Here is a 26,595-nt window from a genome sequence, read left to right on the forward strand (position 1 = left end):
TTAATTCAATGTAATTTTCCTAGTGCTCCAAGGCTGATAACTCCTGTTTCAGCTTGTCTTTATCTAAGCTATCTCCTATTATGACCATGTTTAATGGAAACTTGATCGACTGGGCAAAGATATACGGAACTCCGTATGAATATTGAACCAAATGTGTACGAGGATCTCCTTTAAAGCGAACAAACCCTTTAATCCGATAAATAGTAGGTGAAATCTTTTCAAGCCATTGCTCAAATGACGCTCTAAGTATTTCTCCTTGAAATGGATAAGTCATCGATTGGATATGTAGGTGATTATGAACATGCAACTTTTCTTGGTCTTGATTGTTCTTTTCTTCTCGACTTTTCCTGATTTCAGATAATGGAATATCTGAAAAGGTGGTCATGAAAAGACTAGCCCTTGGATTTAGTTCTGCTATGTCTTCCTGAATAACAGTTTGTTCTTCTTCTGACACAGTGTCCAATTTATTTATTATAATGTGATCACCATACTTAACCTGCTCTTTTAATAATTTTTGAAGCTGGAGGTTTAACTCTTTTCGATTGATCCATCTCTTTGAATCTACTAAACTAATAATTGATCTAACATGAACATACGGAGCAATAACTGGCGACAAACAAGCATCTAATATCTCAATTGGGTGTGCAACACCTGTAGCTTCAATATAAATAACGTCAGGCTTTTCCTGCTGATACAACGTAAGAAGTTGAATCTCCACCTCATCTTTCATCGTACAGCAAATGCACCCATTTAAAAGTTCCCTAAGGGCAACATCTGTCCCAATAATCCCCGTATCAACAGAATATTCACCAAGCTCATTCATTAACACAGCCACTTTTCGGCCTTTTTCTTTTTCTTCTATCAATAAATCCTTTAGCAAAGTTGACTTTCCACTTCCAAGAAATCCAGTCAGGATATAAATTTCAACTTCTTTTTTCATACCATGTCCCTCTTTCCAGTTTATTAATTAGGTTTCTTTGTTCGTTTATATACGTTAAAACAACAGGCTAAAGCTAAAAATGATGCCGGTGCGAAGAAAAGAAATGCCCATCTTTTTTGAGTTACATAGCGACGCACTCATTCTCCCAAATTCCTGCCAAACCGTCATTATGGTCACAATGATAATACCCCAGCCATACTAATTATTTTTTATATCAAAGAATAAAGATTACATAACAATAAAAACCCTTTACAGGGTTTTTATTAGGTTCTTACTGGGATTTCCCAATCAAAAGGATCGGTTAGCATATTCCAATCATTATTGAATTCATCATTAGTCAACAAGCATGCATCCAATTGTTTGGAAACCTCTTTTTCATTCATATCTGTTCCAATGAATACCATTTGTGTCATACGGTCACCAAATTCGGGATCCCATTCTTTTTCAATATGTGGATTTTCATTTAAGATTGCCTCTTGTTTAAGTCTTGGCAAGGTTGCTACCCAATATGAAACCGGTTCAATAATAATAGAGGGTCCTGCTTGAGACACCGAAAGAGCAAACTCGTTTCTTGTTGCACACCAGGCAACTCCTTTTACCCTTACAACGTTTTTGGCAAGAGAATGCATAAGCTGATAAAACCGGTCACTATGAAAAGGAAGTCTTCTCTTATAGACAAAAGAGCTAATGCCATATTCTTCGGTTTCCGGCTGATGTTCTTGATGTCCTGCCGTTAGCTCTTTGATCCACCCAGCTGACTCACTGGCCTTTTCGAAATCGAAGAGCCCTGTATTAAGTATGTCACTTGATCGAATTTCCCCCTTGCTTGTTCGAATCATTCGCGCTTCTGGCTGGAGCTTCCGAAGAACCTGTTCTAAGTGATTTAGTGCTTCCTCACTGACAAGATCACACTTATTCACGATCAGCACATCGCAAAACTCTATTTGATCTAGCAATAAATCTGCAATTTCACGGTCATCTTCATCACTTAGAGCTTCTTTTCGATCAAGGAGGCTGTCTCCTGATCGAAAATCATGCCAAAATCGATTGGCATCCACAACAGTAACCATCGTATCGAGTGTGCAAAACCGCGTGAGATCAATTCCCAATTCCTCGTCAATATACGAAAAAGTCTGGGCAACTGGAACAGGCTCACTGATTCCAGTAGACTCAATGACGATGTAATCAATGTTTCCCTCTCGTGCAAGCTTTTCAACTTCTATTAGCAGATCTTCACGTAGCGTGCAGCAAATGCAGCCATTTGACATTTCCACGAGTTTTTCTTCTGTCCTTTTTAATCCTCCGCCTTGCTTAACGGTTTCTGCATCGATATTGACTTCGCTCATGTCATTAACGATAACCGCCACCTTTAGTCCATCACGGTTATTCAATATGTGATTGAGAACCGTTGTTTTCCCTGCACCTAAATAGCCACTTAAAACAGTCACTGGTATGTTCTTCATCATTTACCTCCTAAAATCGTAAATATTACGATTTAATACTGATACGAATTTTTTATTTGTGAAAAGCTTTCTGAAGGAAGAGACTGCGCCTAGACATTTCTTTACAAACAAGACGGACAGATTCCGTAAACTTCGAACCTATGATGATAAATCGTATAACCTTCAAGGTCCTGGATAATATCCATCGGACACATCGTAAGATTCTTCGTAGTCAAACACTTCTTACAGATGAAAAGGTTTTGATGGGTCTGTTTATCTTCTTTTAAATAATAGAAGTTTTCTCCGTCTTTAAAAGTGAAATCCGTTAATCCAATATCAGAAAACAAAGAGAGATTTCGATAAATGGTATCAAAGCTGACTTTTCCAAATGTATTTCGAAGGTGCAAGAGTAAATGCTTGGCTGATACCAACCGGTTTCTCTGCCTTAGAAAATAAGATAAGATCTCCAAACGTTGTGGTGTACATTTGTAACCGTTTTGTTTAATGCGCTTTATGTATGTCTCTTCTTGCAAATCATCAGCCCCTCTCATCAGCTCCAATAGGAAGCCAAGTCCACCCCTCATCATTTTTCTCTACATGGCTTAACCCAGGATAAGGGTAGTGACACACAAAAACCTGTGCTGATTGAGTATAAGCTTGTTCCAAAAATAACTCACGTGTCAGAAGTCCTTTTTCTGGTTCCACCTCAGCAGCGATATGTGAAGGTAGATGCTTAAGGGTGCTCGGATCATTGAGAATATCTGAAGCCACTAACAATGTAGAACCTTCTGATTGAATGGAGATCGCCAGATGGCCCTTTGTATGACCTGGTGTATGCTGAAGACGGATACCAGGATGAATGTCAAGGTCAGACGAAATTAACTTTATTTGATTTTTTAACGCGAATAATTTATTATATTCATTTGTGTCAGGACGAGCCATCCAGTCATGCCATTCTTCTTCTCTTATCATATGCTGTGCATTTGGAAAGATAGGATCTCCTTCATGAGACAATCCTCCGATTTAATCCAGATGGCCATGAGTAATAATAACCGTGTGTATGTCTTCAGGTGAAATTCCTTCCCGTTGGAGATGACTCAGCAACTGATCACTTGTCGGCAGATGCTCTACACCAAATCCTGCATCCACTAAAATCTTTTTTTCACCTGTATCTATATACAAGAAATTAAGTGGTGCATCATAATGGGGTGGAATGTGCTGAATGATGGTATCGGGAGTATTTTTGAAAAAGAAATCTTTAGAGACAGGAAAGACACCATCCGATATAGCTTTCAAATGAAATTTCCCTAGTTGAAAAGAATGTATGTTAGAGCTCATAACTCCTCCTAAAATATCATCTAATTTACTAAAGCAAGTGACCAAACAGTTAATACTTCCTGATTCTACCTCATTGCAGGGACGTTGTACTCCTTATCGTCTTTCAATAGTTTATCTAGTGCCTGCCACGTCATTAATGCACAATTATGTCTCGCTCTTAATTGATGAACACTCTGCAGAGAAATACTGTCTCCTAAGTCCAAAGCATCTGGTGTTTTTCCATAGCGAATTAAATTCTCAAACGCTTCTCTAATGGATGCAATTTCTTTAATCGATTTGTTTTCAATAAGACCTGTCATCATAGAAGCAGATGCCATGCTAATGCTGCAACCTTCTCCAATAAAAGCTGCTTTTTTCACTCGGTCTTGATTAATGTCTAAAAACAATGTCATGATATCACCGCAAGTAGGATTTTTATAATGTACCTTTTGCACATTTCTTCCTTCTAACTCCTCAAAATTCCGCTTTTGTCTATAATGATCCATGATAACTTGCCGGTAAAGGTTATCAAGCACCATAATAAATACCTCCTTAGTGTTTGATAGTCAGCTGAAATTCTATAGTTATTACATCCTAGAGCTTATTTTTTCAAGTATACTCACAATCTCTTGGCTAGCAATTTCAGTTTGCTATGCATCGTTTAAATTGTTCTTCTAACTCTTCTTTATTTAAGTCCTTCCCAATAAAAACGAGCTCACTGACTCTTGTTTCGTTCTCTCTCCATTTCCGATCAGGATGCCCAGAAAACAACATATGGAGACCCTGAAAAACGAGTCGTTGTTCACTTCCGTGAATATGAAGAATACCTTTGTAACGCAAAAGATCTTGTCCCTTTTCACGTACAAGATAAGCCATCCACCTGTTTACTTTCTCGAAATCCAGAGGTTTCTCTTCCCTAAAGGCAATGGATGAAACCTTATCATCATGATGGTGATGGTGATGGTCTTCTAAAAAGTGGGGGTCAATTTCAAGCTTGCGATTCAGATCAAACGTATTAATGCCTAAGATATCTTTTAACTCGATATTGCAATTTTGGGCGTGAAGCCGTCTAGCTGCAGGATTCATCTTAATAATTCTTCGTTCCAACGTACTCAAATCGTCTTTTGATACCAAATCTGTTTTATTTAAAATCATTACATCAGCGAAAGCAATTTGTTCTTGAGCTTCATCATGGCCATCCAAATGCATCGTAATATGCTTTCTATCTATCACGGTAATAATACTGTCCACTTCAAAATTCTTAGAGAGTAAATCATCCATAAAGAATGTCTGAGCGACAGGTGCAGGATCAGCTAAGCCGGTAGTTTCAATTAATACACGGTCAAACTTCACTTGACCTTGTTCCATGGAAAACACAAGAGTCCGTAAGATACGAATTAAATCTCCACGAACTGTACAGCAAATGCACCCATTGTTCATTTCTAAGATTTCTTCATCTGCATCGACGACAAGCTGATTATCTATCCCAACTTCTCCATACTCATTGACAATGACTGCAATTTTTTGGTTATGCTTTTCTGTTAAAATACGGTTTAAAAGCGTGGTTTTTCCTGCACCTAAATATCCGGTCAGGATCGTTACAGGGATTTTGTTTGGATTAATCACTTTTTTTGCTCCTTCTTTTACAATGTTTTTGAAACTTTCATTACTCGTTCTTTGTCCTTAGATACACCAGAACTAATGCCGTCAGAACGCTTAAACCCTTGATCGTGAACGGTGTGGCTTACTTTTTCTATATAATCCTCATTGACAAGGAGAGAATCAATGAACGGGGAAGCATCTTCCGGTTTTAAATCCTTATACCAGGTTCCTTTTGGATAATCGATGACCACACACCTATCATGGCACCTTCCGTTGCAACGTGTTCGTGTAGTGTGAATGACATCATCCATTTCTCTTTCAGAAATTTCCCTGCGGATGGCTTGAGTTAGCTCCTCTGCGCCTGCTTGATTGCAACTGCTCCCGTTGCAAAATAATAAATGATGCTTTGTATTGGTTAAATCCCAAGTCGCCATAGTGCTCCTCCTTCTATTTCTTTCAGATTAAATCAAATAGTCGCTCTCTCCATCGGAATCGGTAAAAGTACTTGTCCAAATCTAAATGAAATGATAAATTATAATCACCATTATAAATCGTAATCATTACGTTTTGCAAGGGGTGTGTATTTCCTTTCCCCTTAATAACATTTGGAGGTACCTATAAATGATTCTTTCTTGTGCAACCATTCAACAAAAGATGAACGAAAAAAAGTTGGAGGTTCAACCATTAACTAATTCTCAACTTCAGCCAGCTTCAATCGATCTTCGCCTTGGAAACCATTTCTTAGCGATCGATGAAACATCAGTTTCTTGCCTATCATTGGAAAAAGAAGCTGCCTATAAAGAGTTTTATGAAGAAAAGATATTGATTCCTCCCAATGGATTTATTCTGGGTACGACACTAGAGTGGGTTAAGCTTCCTAATAATCTAACGGCTTTTGTCGAAGGGAGAAGTTCTATCGGGAGACTTGGATTATTTATCCAAAATGCAGGATGGGTGGATCCTGGCTTCGAAGGTCGTATTACCCTTGAATTATACAATGCGAACCAAGTTCCAATTGAATTAATTGCTGGTAGAAGGATATGTCAACTCGTATTAGCCGAACTTGATCAGGAAAGCCCTGCTTATTCTGGTAAGTATAATCGACAGAATATGGCCGTTCAAAGTCGTATTTATCTTGATGAGGAAAGTCATTCGTCTTTGAATCGTCCAAAATCTTTTAAAGAGTTTGATTAAATACTTTATGAGAGGAGAATAGGTAATGAGTGTTACCCAACATAAACTTGAAGCACCTAAAAATATAATTTGCAAAGTCATTACAGTCAGTGACACTCGTTCGAAAGAGACCGATAAAAGTGGTCAATTAATCATTGAGATGCTTCAGAAAAGGTCACATTCAATTCGGGATTATCAGATTGTGATAGATGACTTTGCAGCCATCTATAAAGAAGTCATGGCAGGATGTTTAGACAGAGAAATTGATGTGATATTGTTGAATGGAGGAACGGGTGTAGCGAAACGTGACGTAACCATTGATGTCGTCGAAAGTTTAATTGAAAAGCAGCTCCCAGGGTTTGGTGAGATATTCCGTATGCTGAGCTATACAGAAGATATCGGATCTGCTGCAATTATGAGTAGAGCAACTGCCGGGATCGCAAAAAACACGGCTGTTTTCTCCATGCCTGGATCCACCGGTTCGGTTTCTCTCGCCATGGAAAAAATCATTCTATTGGAAATCACTCACATCGTCAGGGAAATCAGAAAGGATATCAACTAAGTCCCAAAACACCATCCATTGTCTATCGCTTGCGACCCACACTCTATCATGTTCAAGTCAAAGATTAGTACTTGTTCATTGTTGGATTTTTTCCAATCAAAAATTAGAATTCTTTTATTAACAAGTTCGTTTGAAAGCTGGTATGCTTTTTAATAGAGTAACTTGTAGTTACTACTCATATTTAACCTATCAAGTCTCATAGCAATTAGCAGAACTTTGTTTAGCAGCAAAGTCCTTATGATTAAGGTGCTATTCATACTGCCATTTATTAACCGGTATTAACAAAACAGCAAAAAAAGGAACTTCAGCAGTATATCAAAGTTCCTTTTTTCTTCTTCCATTAAAGCCCCCTATTATTGAAAAACTATTGTTTTTTCTATCTTGACTGGTTTAAATTACGTTGTCTAATGAAATTCTTAATCACGGAAATGATACCGATAATGAGATAGAGTATTCCATTACTCACGATGACTATACCTATGAAAGCAGCTCCAAAGGCTGCTCCTACACCGTCTCCACCCATACTGTGGTCAACCTTTACAAAAACAGAGCCCGATATAAAAGCAATTATTGGTCCTAGAATTCCAATAATTAAACCAGACCCCCATAAAGGCATTTTTTCTTTCTTGTATAAAGTTATAGCTAAGATATTTAAAACTATTAGACTCAAGAATAATACGCTCCATATTACTCCATCACCACTCATATAAGCATCTCCTTCAGATATTTTTAGGATAAACCCTTTTTCAAAAATCTCGCCCGATTCTTCAATAAGAAAAGGAGACACTTTGTTAAGCAATCGCTCCCATTTACAGAAGATTAATTCGTTAGGTTTTTACGTCGTATATAAAAGGTGATTGGGTTAACGAATCCGAGGATTAAAATTACTAAGAACATATAGGTAGTAACTACATCTCCTCCTAAACCAAGTTCATCTACAATTATTGCGTCGTAGTAAAGCAATTGTGCAGATGCAATTACCGATACTATTGATAATCCCACTACAGATAGACCACTAGCCAGCTTTATTTTAGGAAAAATGATGATAAAAAACATAAGCAAAGCCGTAATAATAAACGTGACATAGATAGGTCTTAATAACGTGAATGCTCCTAAGGTTTCGAATGAATCGTATGTAAACATAAGCACCTCCAAAATTTCTTATTCCACAATCCTGCTTTAATGGAATAACTGATATTTCCATTTTATCACAATTATCCAACATCCTGTTTAAATTACATTAATGAAAAAGCACACTATTTTAACTGATTACTTTACTATTTCCTGTAGGACACCTCTGAACCGAAGCACTCTTTTTCTATTCAGCTGTAAGCAGACTCCTTATCAATTTTCCCGACAAAAAAAGACCAACCCATTTAGGTTGGTTCACATTGATTTCGTCTTTGGAACGTGTTCTTCTAGACGAGTTTCTACTATTATATATAGCTATATACATCGTATTTATTTCAGCTGTAGTTCTTGCATTTTTCTATAAAGTGTCATACGAGAAATTCCAGCCTTTTCAGCAGCTTCCATCTGCGTAATTCCCTGCTCTATTAAATAGAGCGCATATTGTATCTTTTCAGTATCAGCTTTAGGCCTTCCCGGATGCTTTCCCCTCTTTCTTGCAGCAAGGATTCCCTCTTTCGTACGTTCAGAAGTCAAGTCACGTTCAAACTGAGCGATTCCTGCAAAAATGGTAAAAAGCATTTTTCCATGAGCCGTTGTTGTATCCAGCCATGCTTCTTTCAAACTTTTCAGGTGAGCACCTCTTTGGGATATTTTCTCAGTAATCTCAATGAGGTCCTTTGTCGATCTAGATAACCTGGTAAGATCTGTAACTACCACTTCATCACCCGTTCTTAAAAACTCGAGCATACTATTCAGTTCAGGTCGGTCTCTTTTCGTTCCAGTAACTTTTTCAAAGAAAATCCTTTGGCATCCTGAATCTTCCAACTGACTTTTTTGTCTGTCGAGATTCTGATCCATTGTTGACACACGCATATATCCAAATTTCACCAGGTCATGTCTCCTTTTTTTATTCTATTGTATCAAAAACTATAAAATTATCATATTGTTACATTTTATTTTGTTACATATTTTTGTTACAACCATTTCCTGAGTTTATGGATGTTTTTATAATGATACTATTCTTGTAACAAAAACGACCGTTTTTTGTACAATGAACTCGAGGTGAATTTTAAAAAATATGAAGTATACGATCGTTTAAAGTTTATAAATAATTAAAATCTTCACTTCTTATTTCTAAATGGTATTAACAGCTAAGATATTCTAAAACTTATTTATTCTATTTAATGAATAAATAAGAGAAGTTATCCAATTGGATAACTTCTCTGTAAAAAGCAATGGTATTACCCTTACTTTTTAAAAAGGTAAATCATCTAAGTCTATTTCTATTTTTATATTAGATAATCTGTTATTTATATTATCTAACATTATTTTTTGTTTATAAGAGACTAATCGTTGTAATAGTTTATAAAATTCAATTACTAATGAAAGTGGAATATCGTTTCTTCGTGTATATTCATAACTACTATTAACAAAGCAATTTATTAATTGACTATTGTCCTGAATATAAGTTTCAAGAGAACTATTTCGTATTAGAGTAGCTAATCTATTTATTGTTACATTAGGGTCATTCACAGGCTCATACCGATTTAAATGTTTTAAAATAAAATTTGAAAGTATATCTGCAAAATTCCTATATAAAATCTTTTCATCTTCTGTAAAGTTTATTTCTCCAAGTACTCCCTGAGAAATAGTAACTGAAATTTCATGAAATGAGGCATATCTATCATGAGGATTTAATTGATTCATCTTGTCGATAATATGCTTAAACTTAAAATTAGTAAGATCATCACCAATAATACTACTAAATAATTTTCCAACAAAGTAAATTTCACTTTGATGGTTGTATATTCCTTCATCGGCTGTTTCATTTGGCAACTGTGTTACTGGCCAGTTTAAAAGAACACTTCTTCCATCCTGATCCCGTCCTATTAATTTTTTTCCAAAACCGAAATCAATCACCTTAACATTATCATGTTTGTCTATCATAATATTTGCTGGGCGAATATCCCTATGTAATATATTATTAGATTCTAAATATTGAAACGCCGCAATTGTTTCAGTGAAAATTTCTCCCCAATCTTTATTCGAAAAAATCGGATCAAAATCGGCAATTGAAACTCCTTCAATATATTCCATTTGCAGGTAACCTAATTTATTCTCAGGGTACAAGTAGTAATTGTATACCCTTACAATATTAGGGTGAGATATCTTAAACAAAATTTTAATTTCCTCTACAAAACGTACATAATTCTCATCTATATAGTTGGAGTCTTTTGGTGCGTATTTTTTGAATGCAAAATACATATCAGTAGTTTCATCCTTAAAAAGGTGTGTATCACCAGTTCCACCTTGCCCTAAAGACTTGACGTGAACAAATTGCTTTATCCTATCAAATTCTACTATAGTACCTGGTTTGAGCATCTATCTACACTTCCAATTCACTTTTTTAAATTATCTTACTATAAATTGGTATTATTCGCATCAATATTATTTTAATAATTCTATTAATTCACACTTCCTCTTAATTTATACTAGTAATGCGGTAAAATCTTTTTTTATAAATGAGGTTTAAGGTAATATTAGTTTACATCACAGTTTTCCTCATTTTTTTTAAACTTCATGTGGTCATGGTAATCATCAAAAATACTTTTGGCTAATCTGTCAAGAGCTACAAAAATAGATAATAACAACAATATTAAATAATCATTAAAAGGGTTTGCTTTCTCTAAATCTAATAATATCTTAAAATCATAAAAACTTTTAACAATAGTAATCCCAAAGAGTAGAAAATAGACTAAAATCCTCCTCAAATTTTGAGATGTTTTATCAAATGAAGTAATGTTTACCCAAATTGCTAATCCAATTGGAATAAGAATTAGGAAAATATAGTATGCTTGATACGGTAATTCTTGCAGTTCATTAATCACAGAAAGTAACACTATAATTGTAATAATATAAATATATAGTCCTAAACCCGTTCTTCCAAATAATAAAAAAAATCTGTTTATAATATAGTTTTCTTTGTTTATTTTATTGTTTAAAATACTTACGAACTTTAACGTCCCTACTTTACTGCTTATTTTTTTTCTTAATTCAAATATGAATGGTGTAAATATAATTAAAAAAAGAGAATAAGTTAAAAGGATAACAAAAGACTGAAGATAATTTTTCCATTCTTGTGAATATGGAATACTTAAAACTCCGTAAAGAGTAAATAATAGGATTATTATATAAATGCTCTCACTTATTATAAGTACTATTTTATGCTTAGTTTTTATTTTACTTAACATCCATAAAGAAAGTTTTCTACCTAATGAATCCATATAGGGGGATACTTTTTTCGTTACAAAGTATCCCATAAGTAGAGCAATAATTATTACTAAAAGAAAAATAAAGAGAATTAATAATTCCTCCATTATGTTATTATCAACTCCATATACTGATTTTCTAATAGCAAATATTGTAATATATTTCCACCCCCAATATTAGCATTAACATATATTTAATCAATAAGCTTGGCAAGAAAATTCTCCAAAGTGAGATGATTCTTCCCCTTTGTAGTGAGAGACGATTTGTCATGAATTTAACTTTAGGCACAGCAATATAGTTGTTCCTTAAATTTTTTAATAAATAAAGTTTTTCACCTGCATTTAGTATGCTTTTTTCTGTTGATCAAGGAGGAAATATTCTTTGGTGTACCAATTACTGTTCTCTAGAGCACGATACATTGCTGATTGCCACGAATTCAAGTGAATCTTTTCTGCACTTTCAGCGTAGTCCTTAAGCTGAAGTTTTAGTTCCTTTGAGCCTGCATTATCAAATATTCGGTTTAAGGTTAAATCTCGTATAGAAAACTCTTCGGCTGCAAAAATACTATAAAGTGGACCAAGTTTATAAGTTTTGAAGTGATTTTTTACACGTCTAAATTTCAACTCATCCCAGTTAGTTGCTTTTTCCACGTAAAATTTAAAAGCAATTGGAATATTATTTATAACTTCTGCTTTTAACCATAAATCATCCTCGATATCATCATAATATGGGTGTAGAGTTTCCTCTTCAGCAGTCAATGGTCTAGTTGCGGTTTTAGTTTTGTTGCAATCAAAGCAACTGGGTATTAAATTTATTGGTGTAACAGATAAAGATGGATACTTAGCTTTGGGAAGATGGTGATCAAGTGTTGAAACCACTCTAATGCCACAAAGTGGGCATTTTTTAAGAATTGGTGTATTTAGAATTCTATCGTAAATATCACGACCAGGTTGTCCTTTTTTAGCAAATTTATCATTGTAAACATTTTTCATTTCCTGTGTGGTAACAATACCTAAAATACCATCATGTGGTTCAAGTGTATGGAGTTCTTTACTTTTTACTTTTTGTTCAAATATCTCAGAATCCTCAACAATTTTGTGACCAATCGACTTCATTCGATTTTTCAAATCCGAATTTTCGTAGTTACTTATACAAGTTAACAAAACATCCAGCGGTAGATCCTTTGGTTTCTTCAATTTTCTCATAGGTCAATTCTGTCCTCTCAGTCCCTATATAATAAAAGTGCTCTTATGATGGCGCGAGCCTCCATCCCGAGTTCTTCATTAAAATAATCAATAGTCGAGTCAAAATCTCCGATTTCTTCAACCGCATCAGATAGTAGTTTATGAAAACCTGTTTGAGTTACTTCAAGTCCAAATACCTCTCTTGTCAAAGTCCCAATATTTTCTCCAAAAGTTTCAACTTCAGGTCTTTCTATCGAAACTTCTCTATTACTCCTATTAATAATATATACACAACTTTTCGGTACTTCTTGAAGTACTACTGGAGAGTGTGTCGCTATTATACCTACTCCGTTTCTAGTTTTTAATAAATCTGATAATGCACGAGTAAAAGCAGCTAACAACGGAGGATGTAAATGGCCTTCAGGTTCATCCATTATTACCAATGTACGTTCTTCAACAGTCTCTACAAGCTTTGTTATAGTTAACAATACTATTTTGTGACCGGAGCTAAGTTTTTGAAAAACCTTTCTTGCTTTTCTAATATTTTTTCTAAAGACAATATCCGAAATTCCTATATCTTTAAAAACTGGATCTGCTTCAAGCGTACGTAAAGCCATTCTTAACCTTATCGTTTTTGAAGCTTTTATTATCGCTCTTAAGCTTTCAGAAAATTCTTTTCCTAGCATTTTTACATTTTTAGGATAGGATTGTTCTTGCTCTTTAACATCAAGCGTATTATCATCTGAAATTTCATTATCTGTTGAAACCTGTTGTTGTAATCCTACATATGAATATTTCATACCCTTTGAATTATCTTCTTGTTGTGGAAGTGGTTTAGTTTGATCAAAAGCACTAAATGAAACAGAAACAATACTAGCAAAGATTTCTTGATTATTTTCCTCAAGTTTTGAATGGAATTTTCCGTAATCCTCGTTAGGATTAGATAATACTAGTGATTTAATCATATTATTGAGAATGTGTGTTTTACCTACTCCATTACGTCCAATTAAAATGTGAACATTTGATGGAGGGGTAGAATCTGGTTTCACTTCAAATATTAATTCATTTACGGAATCCTCCCCAGGAGTTATATATGTAAACTTATAAGGTGTTAAACTTGAATCCCCGAATGCTAGTCTCCTGAATTGCCCTCGAACAGAAGTTCGACTTACCGATCTTAAAAGCGAACGACCCATTACGTCTTCATCCAACGCATTATTAAAAAGTGAATTATTAAGTGCAACATCTTTTAACTTACCTAAAATTTCAAATCGTAGATCTTCTCCTAGTTCGTTAAGGTTTTTATAATAGCTAACATCTTGTCCCAATGAAAAAAATTGTTCGCCTAATAATGGAAACGAATCTGGTATATTAGGAGATACATATTTAGTTTGATCTGGCTTCATCCCAAATTCACCGATTTTTATTTCTCCAATATTCTTTATCCCATATTCATTTTTATATACTAACTTGAACAAAGTTTTATAATCGTACCAATCATTCCAATTGTCTTTTATTAAATAAACCGTCTCATCATTAGGATTTTCGCTTGCTGGATCAAATCCAGGCTCCCTAACTTCAAATAACAATTTAAATATCCTCCTCTTGGAATCAAAACACCATTAAACTAGCGTTAATTTGACTTTTTTTATTCATATATTACTTTACACTTAATTACTATAATTTCCTATATTATTAAATAATTGTTTTAGTTTCCAATTTACATTCAACATTTAAATGGACTAAAGAAAATTTTTCTTTCGTTTAATCATTTTCTGGCATTGTTTGAAGCTGCCGTCCACATTTTAATCCTTGCTGCTTACTCGTATGTAACCAAATTTTCTAACTACACCTCTCCCTTTTCTTTCTCTAGTTCTATTAAATCCATTCGAAAAAGTGTATGTAAAATAAAGAACGTTTCGAATAATGATTTTATGCTTAAACGAACGAAAAAAAGAAATGAAATAATAAAAAATAAAAAGCCTGTTCCTATTCGGAAACAGACTTCTAAAAATTTCAAGTTATCTTGCCAACCAGCCGCCATCTACTGTTAGTACATGCCCATTGACGTAATCAGAGGCCTGACTTGCCAAAAATACAACAGTCCCCATCAAATCATATGGTTTACCCCATTTTTCTGCAGGTATTCTGTTTAAAATCTCACTGTTACGCTTTGCATCTTCACGGATAGGAGCAGTGTTTTTCGTCTCAACATACCCTGGTGCAATAGCATTTGTTTGTATATTATGAGCAGCAAGTTCATTAGCAAATGCTTTTGTAATTCCTGCTACTCCATGTTTGCTGGCAGTATATGCCGGAACAAATTTTCCACCCTGGAACGTTAACATGGATGCTATATTGATAATCTTTCCACTCTTTTGTTCAACCATAACCTTTGCAGCTTCTTGGCTTAAGAAATAGGTGGAATTTAAATTTAGTTCTATTACTGTATCCCAGTCTTCTTCTTTGTATTCAAGAAGAGGCGACCTTCGAATGGTCCCGGCATTATTTACAAGAATGTCTACTTTCCCGTATGTTTCTAAACAAACATCAATAATTTTTCTCGAATTTTCTCTTTTTTCTAATGACGCTTGAAAAAACACTGCTTTTTGGCCAGTTTTTTTTATCAACGACTCAGTCTCTTCCCAATTCGTTCCGTGAGTGACGATAAATAAGTCAGCTCCTGCCTTAGCTAGAGCTACTGCATACCCCTGACCCAATCCGGTATTGCCACCTGTTACAATCGCAACTTTCCCATCCAACCGAAAGAAATCTAGTGAGAAATCAAGCAAATTATCCAATTTATTCACTCCTAAACTCTTATTTTAAATCTTCCATTTTCACAGGATCCATATCTTCATACGTAATGTTTTCTCCGCACATACCCCAAATAAATGTATAATTACTGGTTCCGACTCCAGAATGGATAGACCAGCTTGGAGAAATTGCAGCTTGTTCATTACTCATGACTAAGTGTCTAGTTTCATTTGGTTGTCCCATAAAGTGAAAGACACGAGTTTCTGGAGCCATATCAAAATATAAATAAACTTCCATTCTGCGTTCATGAGTATGACAAGGCATTGTGTTCCATGAGCTTCCTGGCTCAAGCATTGTTAAACCAAGTTGAAGCTGGCAGCTCTTGCAGACATTTGGATGTACATATTGGTAGATTGCACGTTGATTTAGTTGACTTGGTTCACCTAATCGAAGTGGTTCAATATTATTTATATCAATTTTTACAGTAGGATACGTGTGATGGGCAGGTACTGAATTAATATAAAATTTAGCTGGATTATTTTTATCTTTTGAACGGAAGTTGATAGATTTTGTTCCTTTCCCGATATACAGTCCATCTCTGCAGTTCATTTCGTACTCAGTATCATCAAGACTGATGCTTCCTTCCCCTCCAATATTAATTACTCCCATTTCCCTGCGTTCAAGGAAATAATCTACTCCCAGTTCTTTTGAAAGGGAAAGAGTAAGCTCCTTATCACCTGGCATAACACCGCCAAAAATCATACGGTCTACATGAGTATAAGTTAGTTGAACTTTATTCAATTCAAATATACTCTCAACAAGAAATTGGTCTCTTAATTGTTCGGTCGTATATCTTTTAATATCTTCCGGATGACTTGCATAACGTGTTTTCATCATAAAACCCTCTTTTTAAATTATTTTTTATTGATTTATTTTGTACTAATAACTCAAGTTTCCTTTTTGCAAGAGTTCCTTATTACATAAGAAGTACCAGTAAGAAGGCAAATAATGAAAGAGTATCTTGCTAAGACATGCGAAAAACCTGACTGATAATACTTAAAAAGGAATAGCACAAAAAAGGGAACAAATATTAGAACTGCATATTTTTTTAATGTATTGTTGCTTGGAGCATACAATTGAATACCTCCTCACTATATGAAAGGCGAGTAATTCAAGACCAATTTTAACTGTGGATGTACGTCCACCATTTCAGGAAACACCTCTTGCAAAACTGCAACGTTCTGCAAAGTCCCCAAGGTATTATGAGTGTCTTCCAAGAGACTATCAACTGCTTCTATCTGCTGAAGTTTCGAAAGAGTATAGTCTAAGTTTCTTGTTAGGGCATCTAAACTTTTCTCACGAAGAGTCGGATTAAAACGAGATAATCTAGAAAGTGTATAGGTTGCATCCAGGTCAATGAATCCAGCTGGCCATGTATCAAACCAGCTTCCAGTTTCATTTTGAAGGTGCAGGGTCGAAGTGATAATCTCATCAGCAAAGTTGATCGGACGCTTATAATGTTCATACATGAAATAAAAGTGAAAAGCAGATCCGAGATGACTAATATGCAAATTGTTATTGTTCGTTTCTTTTGGCCACATTCCGGTATTTTCGCTCTGAATATCATCCAGTATGTTAAACAATTCATGAAACCACTTCGCATCTACAGTTTGTAGATTTGAGAAAATTGACATGAGAGCCGGCACGTCATGCCCACAGCCGTTCCAAGGATTTATTTCCCAGTCTCTTGTTTTTAGCCATTCTTTCACTGCTTTCATATTCTTAAGTTCATGTAAGAAGGAAGTAGGATACTTTGGTTTTTCCCCCAGTAGCTTTAAAGCAGAGACAGCCATAGCAGTAGAATGATATTCGCTTCGGTGATCACTTTTTTCGTATTGTCCTGTGATAGGATTTTGAAAACTGTTTATTGCAGCTGCGAGTTCACCTCTTTCTCCAGAAGTTAAACTTAGCTTGTTAATGGAGTATAAAATATTTACCACATCGCAAGTCGCATATACATCAGTTCCAATGTTACTGTTTCGTTTAAAATAGCCGGGCTTTCCTGAGACTGATCTTTCTTTAACATATAAATAAAGAAGATCGATGAATGATTCCATCATGATTCCTCACCTTTCAAAGAAAGAGTTAATGTTTTTCAGCTTAAGCAGCGCTTCAAAGAAGAAGTAGTCTCCATAGATGATTCCACTGTTGATGCCAGCACCTCTAGGTAGGTCTGAACAGCCCTGATTTAACAATGCATCAAAAGATAAGTCACAGGAGAGGTAGTCTGATTTAAGCGATTCTAAAATAGTTATTGCGTTTGAGTAATACTGATTATTTTCATCCTCTAATAATGTGCTGATCAGAAGGAGACCGCTAGAGGCAATTGCAGCTGATGATGAGTCTTTAACAGACTTGCTATCCTTGGCATCGAAATCCCAAACAGGTACATTGTCTTCTGGAAGACGATTAATAAAATAATCTGCTAGTTTCATTGAAGCATCCAAAAACTTCTTTTCTTGCGTATATTGGTAGACCAAAGCAAAGCCGTAAATACCCCATGCCTGCCCCCGGCTCCAACAAGATTCATCAGAAAAGCCCTGCTGGGTCCTCCCTGCTAAAGGAACACCAGTCTTGGGGTCAAAATTGAAAGTGTGGTAAGTTGAATAGTCATCTCTTACCAAATAAGTCATTACTGTCTCTGCATGCTCTTTTGCCACAACATAAAAATCTAACTCATTTGTTTCTTCATAAGCCCAGAAAAGCAGCGGAATATTCATTAAGCTGTCGATAATGACCTTCCCTTTTTTCTCTTCTCTGAAGTCAGGTGTATCATCATCCCAATCATTCCATGCCCGAATGAATTTGCCTTTGCGATTAAAACGTTCCTTTAGCATCCTTGCAGCTGTTAAAGCGATTCTTTTACTATTTTCGTTTCCAGTAAGTTTATAATGCCCAAGGAAAGTTGGGATGTAGATGAAACCAATATCATGATCAAGGATATTTTCTTGAATCAGCAAATTCTCCAAGTGCTCAAAACAACTTTCTAGTGTTTCCAAGAAGATAGTATTTTTATAGTACTGATAGGCAAGTAAGTTTAGGCCTGGCCAAAAACCAGAAGTCCAAAACCCATCATTCCTATAAGTATATTTTGCATTTTCTGTATAGTGTGGAAAATTATTTGCTATTACCCTTGAATTCTCCAACATTTTATTATGTAAGAAGGGCAAGATTTCATATACATTTTCTGTATCATTAGTTAAATTCATTATTAATTCCTCCTCTCAGCCTTTTACGCTTCCAGCACTTATTCCTTCCATCACTCGTTTTTGAGTGAGTAGGAAAATGATTACAATGGGGACGGTTACCAGAGTTGATAAAGCCATGGTAGATTGAAAATCAATGCCTAATTCAGAATTTAAGTTAACTAAAGCAGTTGCCAGTGTATACGTATTGGTATCGTTGGAAATCACCAAAACCGGCAGCCATAATCCCCATGTCAACATAAAGGTTATTAAAGTTGCAGTAGCGTAAACTGGCATGGCCAGGGGTACAACTATCCGCCGCAAAATCCTGAACTCACTCGCACCATCGATTTCAGCAGCCTCAATTACTTCCTGCGGAATCTTCGCAAAGAATTGTCTGAATAGGAAAAAAGGTAATGCCCCTCCCCAGGCTCCCCCTGCTAAGATGAAGATGATTCCTTTGTAAGTACCGAGTAGCTCGAGTTTAAAAGATATTACGTAAAGAGGAATCAACAGTAAAACTGCAGGATACATGATACTTAATAAAAATCCATTTTCCAAAATTTTAAATCCTGGTAAAGTGGGTTTACGATATATTGCATATGCTCCTAGAGAAGTTACAATAATGATCAGAAGTGTTGCAAACAAAGTAATAATCAAACTGTTAAACACATACTTCCAAATTGATACTCCTCCAAGCAAAGCGATTTTTTCATATGCTTCAAGTGTAAGAGATGAAATGTCTATCCTAAATGGTGAAGTCAGAATATCGCTAGACGGCCTAAATGAACTAATAATCATCCAAGCAAAAGGATAAATCATAAGTAAAGAGATTAGCGTCAAAATAAAATATGTTGATATCATGCCAACCCTGCTGGTTTTGTTAATCATCATGCTTCACCTCTATTTCTCGTAACGGAATACATGCACACTGTTACCAAAACAACAACTGTAAATAGTACGGTCGCCATAGCTGTTGCTTCTCCATATTGCAAGGTGCTGAACTTCTGATAGGCATAGTAGGATACAAAGTTAGTTGAATAATTTGGACCGCCCTGAGTCATAATGAGCGCGACTGTAAAGGTTTTCAAGAATTGGATCAGTGCATAAATTGAGTTTAGTATTAATGCAGGTTTTAATTCTGGTAATGTGATGTACCAGAAGCGCTGCCACTTATTCGCCCCGTCAATATAAGATGCTTCATATTTAGATTTATCGATGTACTGAAAATTCGTCAGAAATATAATCGTATATAAACCTATATGTTTCCAAAGCTCTACAATCAATAGCGTAAAGATAACAATCCCACTATCAGTTAACCAGCCTACTGGTTCTAAGCCAACCCATTTAAGCAGCTGGTTCACGATACCCACATCGTTATTGAACAACCACCTCCAAATTATCGCGCCTACAACATCTGGGACAATAACAGGCGTAAAAATTGCTACTTTAAAGAATAGGCCGCCAAACTTAACCTTAGTCAGCAGGATAGCAATCCCTAATGCCAGTATTATATTTAAAGGCACAGAAAGAGCTGTATATTGAATGGTTGTAACTAAGGATTTAATAAAGTAGCTGTCATTAAAAATAATGAAGTAATTATCCAAACCAATGAATTTCCGGTTTTCAGTAAGTGCTGTAGATGAGTCTACAAAGGAAAGTAATATGCTTTCTGCAACAGGCCAAATCCCAAATATTAATGTAATTAATAAAAATGGGAGCATAAACAGGTATAGTATCTTATTTTGCCTGACTTCTCCCAGCGTTTTTGAAGAATTTCCTCTTAAACTTGGTTTGAATGTTGAGTTTAGAGATCTTTTAACAATTTTCGGCTCCATGTCTATCACCCCACTCGAAATCACTTTGTGTTTCCAAAAAGCTTAGTTTTTCCTTATTTCAATGACTTTCTTAATGTTCTGAGATCCTTGTTGGATTATTTCTTTGACATTTTCAGGTTTACTGTTAACAAGTTCTGCTAGCATCTGTTCATACTTTTCATTCATATTCCTGTAGTAGTCATATCTTGAAAAATGAGTATCTGTTGCTACGATATTATTGTCTGTTGAATAAAAAGGGGTTAGCGTGTTCGAAGTTTCTAATTCTAAATCAGATCTGATACTTGAAGAAAAATACTTAAAACTGAGTTTTTGAGCTTCCTCTGATAATAAAAATTTTAGAAACTCTTTTGATTCTTTTTGATGAGGAGACTTGTTGGTAGCTGCAAACCCTCTCACATTTAACTGGACGAAATTATTACTGTCTTTTGGATTCATCTTTGGAAATGGACCGACTATATAATCATCTTTCAATACTGGGGTTTCATCCCACTTTTTCACATTCCAGTTTCCGACCCGAAACATTCCTACTGTACCGCTCTCAATCACTTTGTACATGTCTGCAAAATCCTGTGTAACAGCATCCTTTGGCATTACTTTGTGTTTTGTATAAAGGCTAGATATTTGAGTGAATCTTTCTAAATGATTATCTGCAACCGTCGGAGTTGGTCCCTCCTTAAGCCAAACATCATTGTTACCGCTTCCATTTATAAAGAGGCTAAACATTTGGCCTGGATCAACACCAAGGTGCATAATAAATCCAGACGTATCGTTTTGCCCATTGCGGTCTGGATCACCAGTGGTGAATTTCTCACCCACTCTGACAAAATCGTCCCAAGTCTCAGGAAAACCTTCTCCTACATTTTCAAGCCAGCTTTTACGTATACCTAGACCAGCCAGCGTTCTGTTGACAGGATACACAACTAGTTTTTCATCGGCTTTAAGAAAGAATCTATCTTCATTTGTAATGAATTTTTGTCCATCTGATGCCTCAATTGTTTTGTTTAGATCGATAAAACCTTTTGTGTTTTGCTGAATTTCAATAATTCTGCTTGCATCATTAAATACTAAATCAGGTGGATTGTTAGTGGATATGGAAGCTAATGTTTTCTGCTGCCACTGATTGGTAGGGAAAGAAGTGGACACGACTTCAACGTTTGGGTGTGTAGATTTAAAGATTTTGTTTAATTCTTTGATGTAGCTGATGCCATCGTCACCTTTATCATGCCAAACAGTTAATATAATCTTTTGATCACCAGATGCAGGCTTATTATCATCTGGCTGACAACCAGACATCAATAAGATTGCGAGGAAAAGAGGCAATGCCTTCCTAAGAAGCTCTAATTTTTCCATAAAAACCTCCTAATAATTGTGGAAACGTTTCCAGGAACGTTTATTATCTAAGAGCGAGCATCCTCGCTCTTAGATTTTGCAAATAGAATTTCTGATAACCAGTTCCGGCTGTAAGATTACCCTTTGAAAATCACCGGCTTGATTATTTTCAATGCGTTCTATCAAAAGCCTTGCAGAGATTCTTCCTCTTTCCTCAACCGGCTGAGCAACTGAAGACAGTCCAGTTTTAAAGAACTGAGAGTAGGGAGAATTATCAAACCCCATAATCGAAAGATCTTCACCAACCCGAATTCCCAGGTCTTCAGCATGACTCCAAGTCTTCATGGCGATCAAATCATTTAGGCAAAGGACAGCAGTCGGCTCTTGTTTAAGGAGCTCTTTAATTTCATTTAAGGCAGGAAGATAATCTACGCTCTTCCCAACAAGAACAAGATTGGAATTATATTGTATTTCAAAACTTTCAAGTGCAGTTCTGTATCCCTTAATCCTGTCTTTAAAAGATACACCGTCTGCAGGTCCCCCAATAAATGCAATTTTTCTGTGATTTTGGTTGAGTAGGTACTCGGTTCCAATAAACCCACCTTTTACACTGTTGACATAGACCATATCTATATCCATTTCAACCTTACCTACAATAACCATAGGAACAACACTCTTTACCTTTTCGAATATCTCATGTCTATCATGTATAGTAGCGCATATAATGCCGTCTACTCTTCTTTTAAGAAGCATTTCAAGATTATCGATTTCTTCTTCTAATTTGCCTGCGGTATTGCTCAAAATAAGATGATATCCAGCCTTTTTTATTACTTCCTCAATTCCTTTTGCAACTAACGGCCAAAAAGGATTTGTCATATCGGGTACAAGCAAGGCAATGACACCTGTTTTTTTTCGTTTAAGGCTGCCTGCAACAAAATTAGGGATATAGTTAAGTTCTTCACACGCCTTTAAAACCTTTTCTCGAGTTGCTTCACTGGTATAACTGGTTCCATTTAATACTCGTGAAACTGTAGATATTGCCACTCGAGCTTTTTTCGCAACATCTACGATAGTTGGTTGTTTTTCATTTGACATTACATACCTCCGGGAAACGTTTCCATAAATACATATTAAAAGGAGCACACGATAATTGTCAACATTTTTCTGAAAACTTTTGCTGCTATCATTCATTTATAGATGAGATGTCTAGAAATACAATCAGTGTAAGTACTTGCTTTCTATCCGTATAGCGATTACGTTCTACATAATTACATAAACAAACGTTTAATTAAACTCCCTATTCACTTTTCTTTTTGAATATACATAGGGTTAGTCTTATCCTAGATCTCATTCTAGTAATTAATACAGCAAACCTGTCAGCACATCATCTTAATAATTATGAATTTTCAAATGAGATATTTTCGTACATTGAACGTATAACCTTTGTATAAATATTGTTTACTTTATGGTATTCTTGTTTTAGAAATATACAAAGAGGAGCATCAAAGTGAATCAGTCCAAACTTAATATATGGATTAAAGAAAACAATCTTGATAACCAATGGTTACAAAATAATGGCAGGTTTCCAAAATATCAAATTGAAAAACTTTTAAACGATCCTATCTACAAACCAGATGGCACAACCATGAGAATTATTCTGAGTATTGTTAAGAGGAACAAACCTACAGCTAAATTAAGTGATTTCTGGGAAGTTTAAAACATGAATTTTTAATTCTTTGAAGCAGTCTCAGGAATTTAATATTTCTCCTACAGCACTGTAATCTTTAGACAACTTATTTTCCCTGCTACTCCTATCAGCCTCATTTATCTCAGACACTCATTTTCTTTTAATATGATTTCATTTCCAAAGAAACAGCTAAAAACACACTTATTTTCAGTATTATTATGCAGAAGTTTTTTTGCTACCGACATTCTCTCTATCTTATTAGTTTCTTACAAACCTCGTGACCTATAATAATTTAAGGGTTAATTTTCCATGTAATAGGGTACTTCTCATATATACCTACTTACAGGAGGAATGAAAAATGGCTAACACAAATGTGAACAATGTAGACGAGAAAGTAGCAAACATGGACTCTGAAAAGAAAGATCGAGTGTTACAGGACTTTGAGAAATTCAAGGAGTATCTGTCTGATAAGGTCCATAAAGGCGAAAAACTCGGATTGGGTGAGGAACAACTGGCAAAAGCAGCTGAAAAAGTAGCTGGATATCTTGCTGAACATGAACAGCCAAGAAACTCAGAAGAAAAACTCCTTCAAGAATTGTGGAAGGTTGGAAACAAAGATGAACAGCATGCTCTCGCTCATCTGCTTGTGCGTCTAGTAAATTAAGTACCAGGCTCTTTAATGGGTACTGTAAAATCAAAACATAAAAATCTGCATATACGTAAGCAAACTTAAAGCACTGCAAATCGCAGTGCTTTTTTTATTTTTATTGGGTTTAGCTTTTCGGTTCCCTCTCCAAGAAGGTGCCTTGTTTCCTCTATTCCTGACCTAGTTTATCTGAAACAACTTTTTTTCCGCCAAACCAACCAATTAGGGCAATAGCGACTAATACCCCGTAAAAAACCGTAGTCCATATTGGACTATGGGGGAAATCATGATCTAATACCCCAATATCCTCGTGGGCAAGGGTTATGACAGCAAGTTTGACACCGACCCAAGCTACAATTGCATATGCAGTTGTCTCCAATGCAGGTCGTTTTTCAAGAAGCTTCACAAACCACGTTGCTGCAAACTTAATCAAGATTAGGCCAGCAACACCACCGATAACTACAACAAGAAACTGTCCTCCGTCCATACCGCCGAAGTCGTCAAGCGGTGAATCTGGAAGACCAAGGGCAATAGCAACTGCAGCTAGTATTGAATCAATTGCAAAAGCAAGGTCAGCAAGCGCAATCTTCCCTACTGTCGGCCAAAATCCTTTTCCGGCGGCTTCCTCTTCAGTGTCCTTACGGATGTTCTCATTCTTTTTTCCGAATCGAGCTTGAATAACATGCTTTAAGCCTAGGTATAGAAGATAAGCTGCTCCGATCGCCTGTATCTGCCAAACGTTTGCAATGAATGAAATGGCAAAAAGCGCCGCAAATCGAAAAGCGAAGGCCATAAAGATGCCATAGTTTATCGCTCTTCTTTTCTCATTTTCAGGTAAATGCTTTGCTATTACTGCCAGTACAAGAGCATTGTCGGCTGACAACAATCCTTCTAATCCTATTAGAATTAACAATGCCCACGCATATTCTATCCATAATGACTCCATCAACTTATCCTCCATTTAATACTAATATGAGGTACACTTCTTTTAGTATTTCCTAGGAGGACAATGATAATTCTATATTCATACTTATGACTTTGACCTCTCCTCCTCTATTTGAAATTCACAACTTCATGCTTATCCTAATAAAACATAACTAAAATATCTTCTTCTTCATTTTCTCTGTTCCTTATTAAATGTTTTAATCCTTTAATGCAATTTATCACCTGTTCACATTCTGTTCATTGCGTATAGTCATAAGACTCTTTTTATCATTCTTGATGTTTTCAATATACTTAACCAGATAGGCTTCGGTTATCTTCTTCGGCACATATCCCAGCCGTTCACGAATAATATTCTCAAGCACGAACATTTTCCTCGTCAGATACTCATACTCTTTCCCTGACTCCTGTTCCATATCTTTAAATTCTCCTGTCCCAACCTGAGTTTCAGCTCTTTTGAACACAGACAAATGGTGATACATATCGCTTCTTTCTTTCCGGATAAATTTAAGCAGCTGCAAAAGCTCAAAACTGGATAATCCCATAAGATCAGGCGTTGATCTGCTCACGTAATGATCGGCCGCAAATTCCCTTACCCTAACCTGCAGGCGTTCATGGTTTTCTTTCACAAGGTCTCCTGCAAGCCTCATCTCGCAAAAATCGCAGTAAAAAAGCTCTTCCTTAATCTTGTTGACCTTGCTTCCGCAGTATGGGCATGTCTTAATCCCCATTTTTTTCACATCCTTTGTTGTATTAGTTTTCATGTTTTTGCCTTTTACAGGCTCGATGCCTGTTTTATTCAAAGAAAACGAACGTTTTCTCACCCTTCGTAAATTCCAGTAAAATCAAAGGGGCGTAAGCCCCTTTGCCTTATATGTGCCCCTTCTCTTTCAAGCTCACGTAATCTCCTTTTTGCGTGACAATGATGTGGTCAAGCAGCTGTATGCCCATCGTTTTGCCTGCTTCGTTTATTCTTCTCGTCACCTCTATGTCTTCCCTGCTCGGTGACGGGTCCCCTGACGGGTGCTGATGGCTCACGATGATGGAGGCGGCATTGTTTAAAATGGCAGCCTTCATGACCTCTCTCGGGTGAACGATGCTGGCATTCAAACTGCCGACAGATGCGCGGTGAAGCCCGATGACTTCATTTTTCGTATTCAGCATCATCACAAGAAACACTTCCCTGTCCTCATCAGCTATATAGAATGCCGCAAGCTTCTCAGCATCCATCGGTGACGTGATTTTGTATGACGCAAACTCTTCTTTTGCTTCCCTGATTTCCTGTCTGATGCGCACCACCTCAAAAATTGCTTCCAGTTTGTTCATTTTTCATTTCCCCTTTGCTAAGTTTTGTAACGCCTGGCCCTTCCTCCTGCCTTCTATGCCGTCTCTGTCTTCCCTTTTGAATCAGAAGCGCTGATGTTCCCCAAAGGGGGATGATTTTTCCCCTTTTGCAAGGAGAACGAAAAACACGCATAGACATCCGGTCAAGGGATTAGTCCGAAAGTTTTTTATGCAGTAGCGCCTATA

General features: G+C 36.1%; 30 protein-coding genes. 4 read left to right on the forward strand and 26 right to left on the reverse strand.

Annotated features, from left to right (window positions below; translation table 11 throughout):
- Positions 1-19: 19 nt before the first annotated feature.
- From RKD52_RS22770 to RKD52_RS22805, 8 genes are all read right to left on the reverse strand, one after another.
- On the reverse strand, positions 20-940 hold the full coding sequence (locus tag RKD52_RS22770; RefSeq protein WP_454101679.1) for a CobW family GTP-binding protein: 921 nt from the start codon (positions 938-940) through the stop codon (positions 20-22).
- 263 nt (positions 941-1,203) lie between these two features.
- Complete coding sequence (locus RKD52_RS22775) at positions 1,204-2,403, reverse strand: GTP-binding protein (RefSeq protein WP_454101710.1); 1,200 nt, start codon at positions 2,401-2,403, stop codon at positions 1,204-1,206.
- A gap of 101 nt (positions 2,404-2,504) precedes the next feature.
- On the reverse strand, positions 2,505-2,969 hold the full coding sequence (locus tag RKD52_RS22780) for a Fur family transcriptional regulator (protein WP_454101680.1): 465 nt from the start codon (positions 2,967-2,969) through the stop codon (positions 2,505-2,507).
- A complete protein-coding gene (locus RKD52_RS22785; protein ID WP_454101681.1) occupies positions 2,920-3,396 on the reverse strand; it encodes a hypothetical protein in 477 nt (158 codons plus the stop codon). The genes RKD52_RS22780 and RKD52_RS22785 overlap by 50 nt, the downstream gene beginning before the upstream one ends.
- Positions 3,397-3,405: 9 nt before the next feature.
- Entirely contained in the window at positions 3,406-3,720 is a 315-nt protein-coding gene (locus RKD52_RS22790) for an MBL fold metallo-hydrolase (protein ID WP_454101682.1), read from the reverse strand.
- Between the two features lie 65 nt (positions 3,721-3,785).
- The gene (sufU, locus tag RKD52_RS22795; RefSeq protein WP_454101711.1) at positions 3,786-4,235 is read right to left on the reverse strand and encodes a Fe-S cluster assembly sulfur transfer protein SufU; all 450 of its coding nucleotides are present in this window, start codon (positions 4,233-4,235) and stop codon (positions 3,786-3,788) included.
- Between the two features lie 106 nt (positions 4,236-4,341).
- Positions 4,342-5,325, reverse strand: a complete 984-nt coding sequence (locus tag RKD52_RS22800) for a CobW family GTP-binding protein (protein WP_454101683.1) — start codon at positions 5,323-5,325, stop codon at positions 4,342-4,344.
- 17 nt (positions 5,326-5,342) lie between these two features.
- Complete coding sequence (locus RKD52_RS22805; protein WP_454101684.1) at positions 5,343-5,735, reverse strand: (2Fe-2S) ferredoxin domain-containing protein; 393 nt, start codon at positions 5,733-5,735, stop codon at positions 5,343-5,345.
- Positions 5,736-5,922: 187 nt separating this feature from the next.
- Here RKD52_RS22805 and dcd point away from each other — a divergent pair, with 187 nt between their 5' ends.
- The gene (gene dcd, locus RKD52_RS22810) at positions 5,923-6,495 is read left to right on the forward strand and encodes a dCTP deaminase (protein ID WP_454101685.1); all 573 of its coding nucleotides are present in this window, start codon (positions 5,923-5,925) and stop codon (positions 6,493-6,495) included.
- A 25-nt stretch (positions 6,496-6,520) separates the two neighbouring features.
- Positions 6,521-7,036, forward strand: coding sequence for a MogA/MoaB family molybdenum cofactor biosynthesis protein (locus tag RKD52_RS22815; RefSeq protein ID WP_454101686.1), 516 nt, complete (start codon positions 6,521-6,523; stop codon positions 7,034-7,036).
- Positions 7,037-7,412: 376 nt separating this feature from the next.
- Here RKD52_RS22815 and RKD52_RS22820 read toward each other — a convergent pair whose 3' ends face one another.
- The 15 genes from RKD52_RS22820 to RKD52_RS22890 all read right to left on the reverse strand — a co-directional run bounded on the left by RKD52_RS22820 (position 7,413) and on the right by RKD52_RS22890 (position 22,885).
- Positions 7,413-7,835: an ABC transporter permease gene (locus RKD52_RS22820; protein ID WP_454101687.1), complete on the reverse strand. Its 423-nt coding sequence runs from the start codon at positions 7,833-7,835 to the stop codon at positions 7,413-7,415.
- 20 nt (positions 7,836-7,855) lie between these two features.
- Positions 7,856-8,179 carry a hypothetical protein gene (locus tag RKD52_RS22825; protein ID WP_454101688.1) on the reverse strand — a complete coding sequence of 108 codons (324 nt, stop codon included), beginning with the start codon at positions 8,177-8,179 and terminating at the stop codon, positions 7,856-7,858.
- A gap of 318 nt (positions 8,180-8,497) precedes the next feature.
- Positions 8,498-9,055, reverse strand: a complete 558-nt coding sequence (locus tag RKD52_RS22830; RefSeq protein ID WP_454101689.1) for a recombinase family protein — start codon at positions 9,053-9,055, stop codon at positions 8,498-8,500.
- A 366-nt stretch (positions 9,056-9,421) separates the two neighbouring features.
- Positions 9,422-10,549, reverse strand: a complete 1,128-nt coding sequence (locus RKD52_RS22835; protein WP_454101690.1) for a protein kinase family protein — start codon at positions 10,547-10,549, stop codon at positions 9,422-9,424.
- Positions 10,550-10,707: 158 nt separating this feature from the next.
- On the reverse strand, positions 10,708-11,544 hold the full coding sequence (locus tag RKD52_RS22840) for a hypothetical protein (RefSeq protein ID WP_454101691.1): 837 nt from the start codon (positions 11,542-11,544) through the stop codon (positions 10,708-10,710).
- Positions 11,545-11,778: 234 nt separating this feature from the next.
- Entirely contained in the window at positions 11,779-12,642 is an 864-nt protein-coding gene (locus tag RKD52_RS22845) for an HNH endonuclease (protein WP_454101692.1), read from the reverse strand.
- A 17-nt stretch (positions 12,643-12,659) separates the two neighbouring features.
- Entirely contained in the window at positions 12,660-14,210 is a 1,551-nt protein-coding gene (locus tag RKD52_RS22850; protein WP_454101693.1) for an AAA family ATPase, read from the reverse strand.
- A gap of 432 nt (positions 14,211-14,642) precedes the next feature.
- Positions 14,643-15,422, reverse strand: coding sequence for a 2-dehydro-3-deoxy-D-gluconate 5-dehydrogenase KduD (gene kduD, locus RKD52_RS22855; protein WP_454101694.1), 780 nt, complete (start codon positions 15,420-15,422; stop codon positions 14,643-14,645).
- Positions 15,423-15,441: 19 nt separating this feature from the next.
- Entirely contained in the window at positions 15,442-16,272 is an 831-nt protein-coding gene (gene kduI, locus RKD52_RS22860; RefSeq protein ID WP_454101712.1) for a 5-dehydro-4-deoxy-D-glucuronate isomerase, read from the reverse strand.
- A 257-nt stretch (positions 16,273-16,529) separates the two neighbouring features.
- Complete coding sequence (locus RKD52_RS22865; protein WP_454101695.1) at positions 16,530-17,498, reverse strand: hypothetical protein; 969 nt, start codon at positions 17,496-17,498, stop codon at positions 16,530-16,532.
- A 6-nt stretch (positions 17,499-17,504) separates the two neighbouring features.
- Complete coding sequence (locus RKD52_RS22870) at positions 17,505-18,647, reverse strand: glycoside hydrolase family 88 protein (RefSeq protein WP_454101696.1); 1,143 nt, start codon at positions 18,645-18,647, stop codon at positions 17,505-17,507.
- 15 nt (positions 18,648-18,662) lie between these two features.
- Entirely contained in the window at positions 18,663-19,517 is an 855-nt protein-coding gene (locus tag RKD52_RS22875) for a carbohydrate ABC transporter permease (protein WP_454101697.1), read from the reverse strand.
- A complete protein-coding gene (locus RKD52_RS22880) occupies positions 19,514-20,461 on the reverse strand; it encodes a carbohydrate ABC transporter permease (protein WP_454101698.1) in 948 nt (315 codons plus the stop codon). The genes RKD52_RS22875 and RKD52_RS22880 overlap by 4 nt, the downstream gene beginning before the upstream one ends.
- Before the next feature lie 42 nt (positions 20,462-20,503).
- Positions 20,504-21,811 (reverse strand): ABC transporter substrate-binding protein, encoded by a 1,308-nt coding sequence (locus tag RKD52_RS22885; protein WP_454101699.1) that lies wholly within the window; start codon positions 21,809-21,811, stop codon positions 20,504-20,506.
- A gap of 69 nt (positions 21,812-21,880) precedes the next feature.
- Positions 21,881-22,885 carry a LacI family DNA-binding transcriptional regulator gene (locus RKD52_RS22890; RefSeq protein ID WP_454101700.1) on the reverse strand — a complete coding sequence of 335 codons (1,005 nt, stop codon included), beginning with the start codon at positions 22,883-22,885 and terminating at the stop codon, positions 21,881-21,883.
- A 412-nt stretch (positions 22,886-23,297) separates the two neighbouring features.
- On the opposite strand from RKD52_RS22890, the gene RKD52_RS22895 reads away from it, so the two are divergent.
- Positions 23,298-23,507, forward strand: coding sequence for a hypothetical protein (locus RKD52_RS22895; RefSeq protein ID WP_454101701.1), 210 nt, complete (start codon positions 23,298-23,300; stop codon positions 23,505-23,507).
- A gap of 328 nt (positions 23,508-23,835) precedes the next feature.
- Positions 23,836-24,141, forward strand: coding sequence for a DUF3243 family protein (locus RKD52_RS22900; RefSeq protein WP_454101702.1), 306 nt, complete (start codon positions 23,836-23,838; stop codon positions 24,139-24,141).
- 151 nt (positions 24,142-24,292) lie between these two features.
- On the opposite strand, the gene RKD52_RS22905 is transcribed toward RKD52_RS22900, so the two are convergent.
- The 3 genes from RKD52_RS22905 to RKD52_RS22915 form a co-directional block, all read right to left on the reverse strand.
- Complete coding sequence (locus RKD52_RS22905; RefSeq protein ID WP_454101703.1) at positions 24,293-25,069, reverse strand: TerC family protein; 777 nt, start codon at positions 25,067-25,069, stop codon at positions 24,293-24,295.
- 217 nt (positions 25,070-25,286) lie between these two features.
- Positions 25,287-25,829 carry a hypothetical protein gene (locus RKD52_RS22910; protein ID WP_454101704.1) on the reverse strand — a complete coding sequence of 181 codons (543 nt, stop codon included), beginning with the start codon at positions 25,827-25,829 and terminating at the stop codon, positions 25,287-25,289.
- Between the two features lie 106 nt (positions 25,830-25,935).
- Positions 25,936-26,391, reverse strand: coding sequence for a JAB domain-containing protein (locus RKD52_RS22915; protein WP_454101705.1), 456 nt, complete (start codon positions 26,389-26,391; stop codon positions 25,936-25,938).
- Positions 26,392-26,595 lie beyond the last annotated feature (204 nt).

The organism is Metabacillus sp. SLBN-84 (assembly GCF_053629595.1).

Bases quoted from the DNA above. Each gene is read 5' to 3' on its own strand.
- RKD52_RS22770 (WP_454101679.1), bottom strand. From the start codon at position 940: ATGAAAAAAGAAGTTGAAATTTATATCCTGACTGGATTTCTTGGAAGT.
- RKD52_RS22775 (WP_454101710.1), bottom strand. From the start codon at position 2,403: ATGAAGAACATACCAGTGACTGTTTTAAGTGGCTATTTAGGTGCAGGG.
- RKD52_RS22780 (WP_454101680.1), bottom strand. From the start codon at position 2,969: ATGATGAGGGGTGGACTTGGCTTCCTATTGGAGCTGATGAGAGGGGCT.
- RKD52_RS22790 (WP_454101682.1), bottom strand. From the start codon at position 3,720: ATGAGCTCTAACATACATTCTTTTCAACTAGGGAAATTTCATTTGAAA.
- RKD52_RS22805 (WP_454101684.1), bottom strand. From the start codon at position 5,735: ATGGCGACTTGGGATTTAACCAATACAAAGCATCATTTATTATTTTGC.
- dcd (WP_454101685.1), top strand. From the start codon at position 5,923: ATGATTCTTTCTTGTGCAACCATTCAACAAAAGATGAACGAAAAAAAG.
- RKD52_RS22815 (WP_454101686.1), top strand. From the start codon at position 6,521: ATGAGTGTTACCCAACATAAACTTGAAGCACCTAAAAATATAATTTGC.
- RKD52_RS22825 (WP_454101688.1), bottom strand. From the start codon at position 8,179: ATGTTTACATACGATTCATTCGAAACCTTAGGAGCATTCACGTTATTA.
- RKD52_RS22835 (WP_454101690.1), bottom strand. From the start codon at position 10,549: ATGCTCAAACCAGGTACTATAGTAGAATTTGATAGGATAAAGCAATTT.
- RKD52_RS22840 (WP_454101691.1), bottom strand. From the start codon at position 11,544: ATGGAGGAATTATTAATTCTCTTTATTTTTCTTTTAGTAATAATTATT.
- RKD52_RS22845 (WP_454101692.1), bottom strand. From the start codon at position 12,642: ATGAGAAAATTGAAGAAACCAAAGGATCTACCGCTGGATGTTTTGTTA.
- kduI (WP_454101712.1), bottom strand. From the start codon at position 16,272: ATGAAAACACGTTATGCAAGTCATCCGGAAGATATTAAAAGATATACG.
- RKD52_RS22865 (WP_454101695.1), bottom strand. From the start codon at position 17,498: ATGATGGAATCATTCATCGATCTTCTTTATTTATATGTTAAAGAAAGA.
- RKD52_RS22870 (WP_454101696.1), bottom strand. From the start codon at position 18,647: ATGAATTTAACTAATGATACAGAAAATGTATATGAAATCTTGCCCTTC.
- RKD52_RS22875 (WP_454101697.1), bottom strand. From the start codon at position 19,517: ATGATGATTAACAAAACCAGCAGGGTTGGCATGATATCAACATATTTT.
- RKD52_RS22880 (WP_454101698.1), bottom strand. From the start codon at position 20,461: ATGGAGCCGAAAATTGTTAAAAGATCTCTAAACTCAACATTCAAACCA.
- RKD52_RS22885 (WP_454101699.1), bottom strand. From the start codon at position 21,811: ATGGAAAAATTAGAGCTTCTTAGGAAGGCATTGCCTCTTTTCCTCGCA.
- RKD52_RS22890 (WP_454101700.1), bottom strand. From the start codon at position 22,885: ATGTCAAATGAAAAACAACCAACTATCGTAGATGTTGCGAAAAAAGCT.
- RKD52_RS22900 (WP_454101702.1), top strand. From the start codon at position 23,836: ATGGCTAACACAAATGTGAACAATGTAGACGAGAAAGTAGCAAACATG.
- RKD52_RS22905 (WP_454101703.1), bottom strand. From the start codon at position 25,069: ATGGAGTCATTATGGATAGAATATGCGTGGGCATTGTTAATTCTAATA.
- RKD52_RS22910 (WP_454101704.1), bottom strand. From the start codon at position 25,829: ATGAAAACTAATACAACAAAGGATGTGAAAAAAATGGGGATTAAGACA.
- RKD52_RS22915 (WP_454101705.1), bottom strand. From the start codon at position 26,391: ATGAACAAACTGGAAGCAATTTTTGAGGTGGTGCGCATCAGACAGGAA.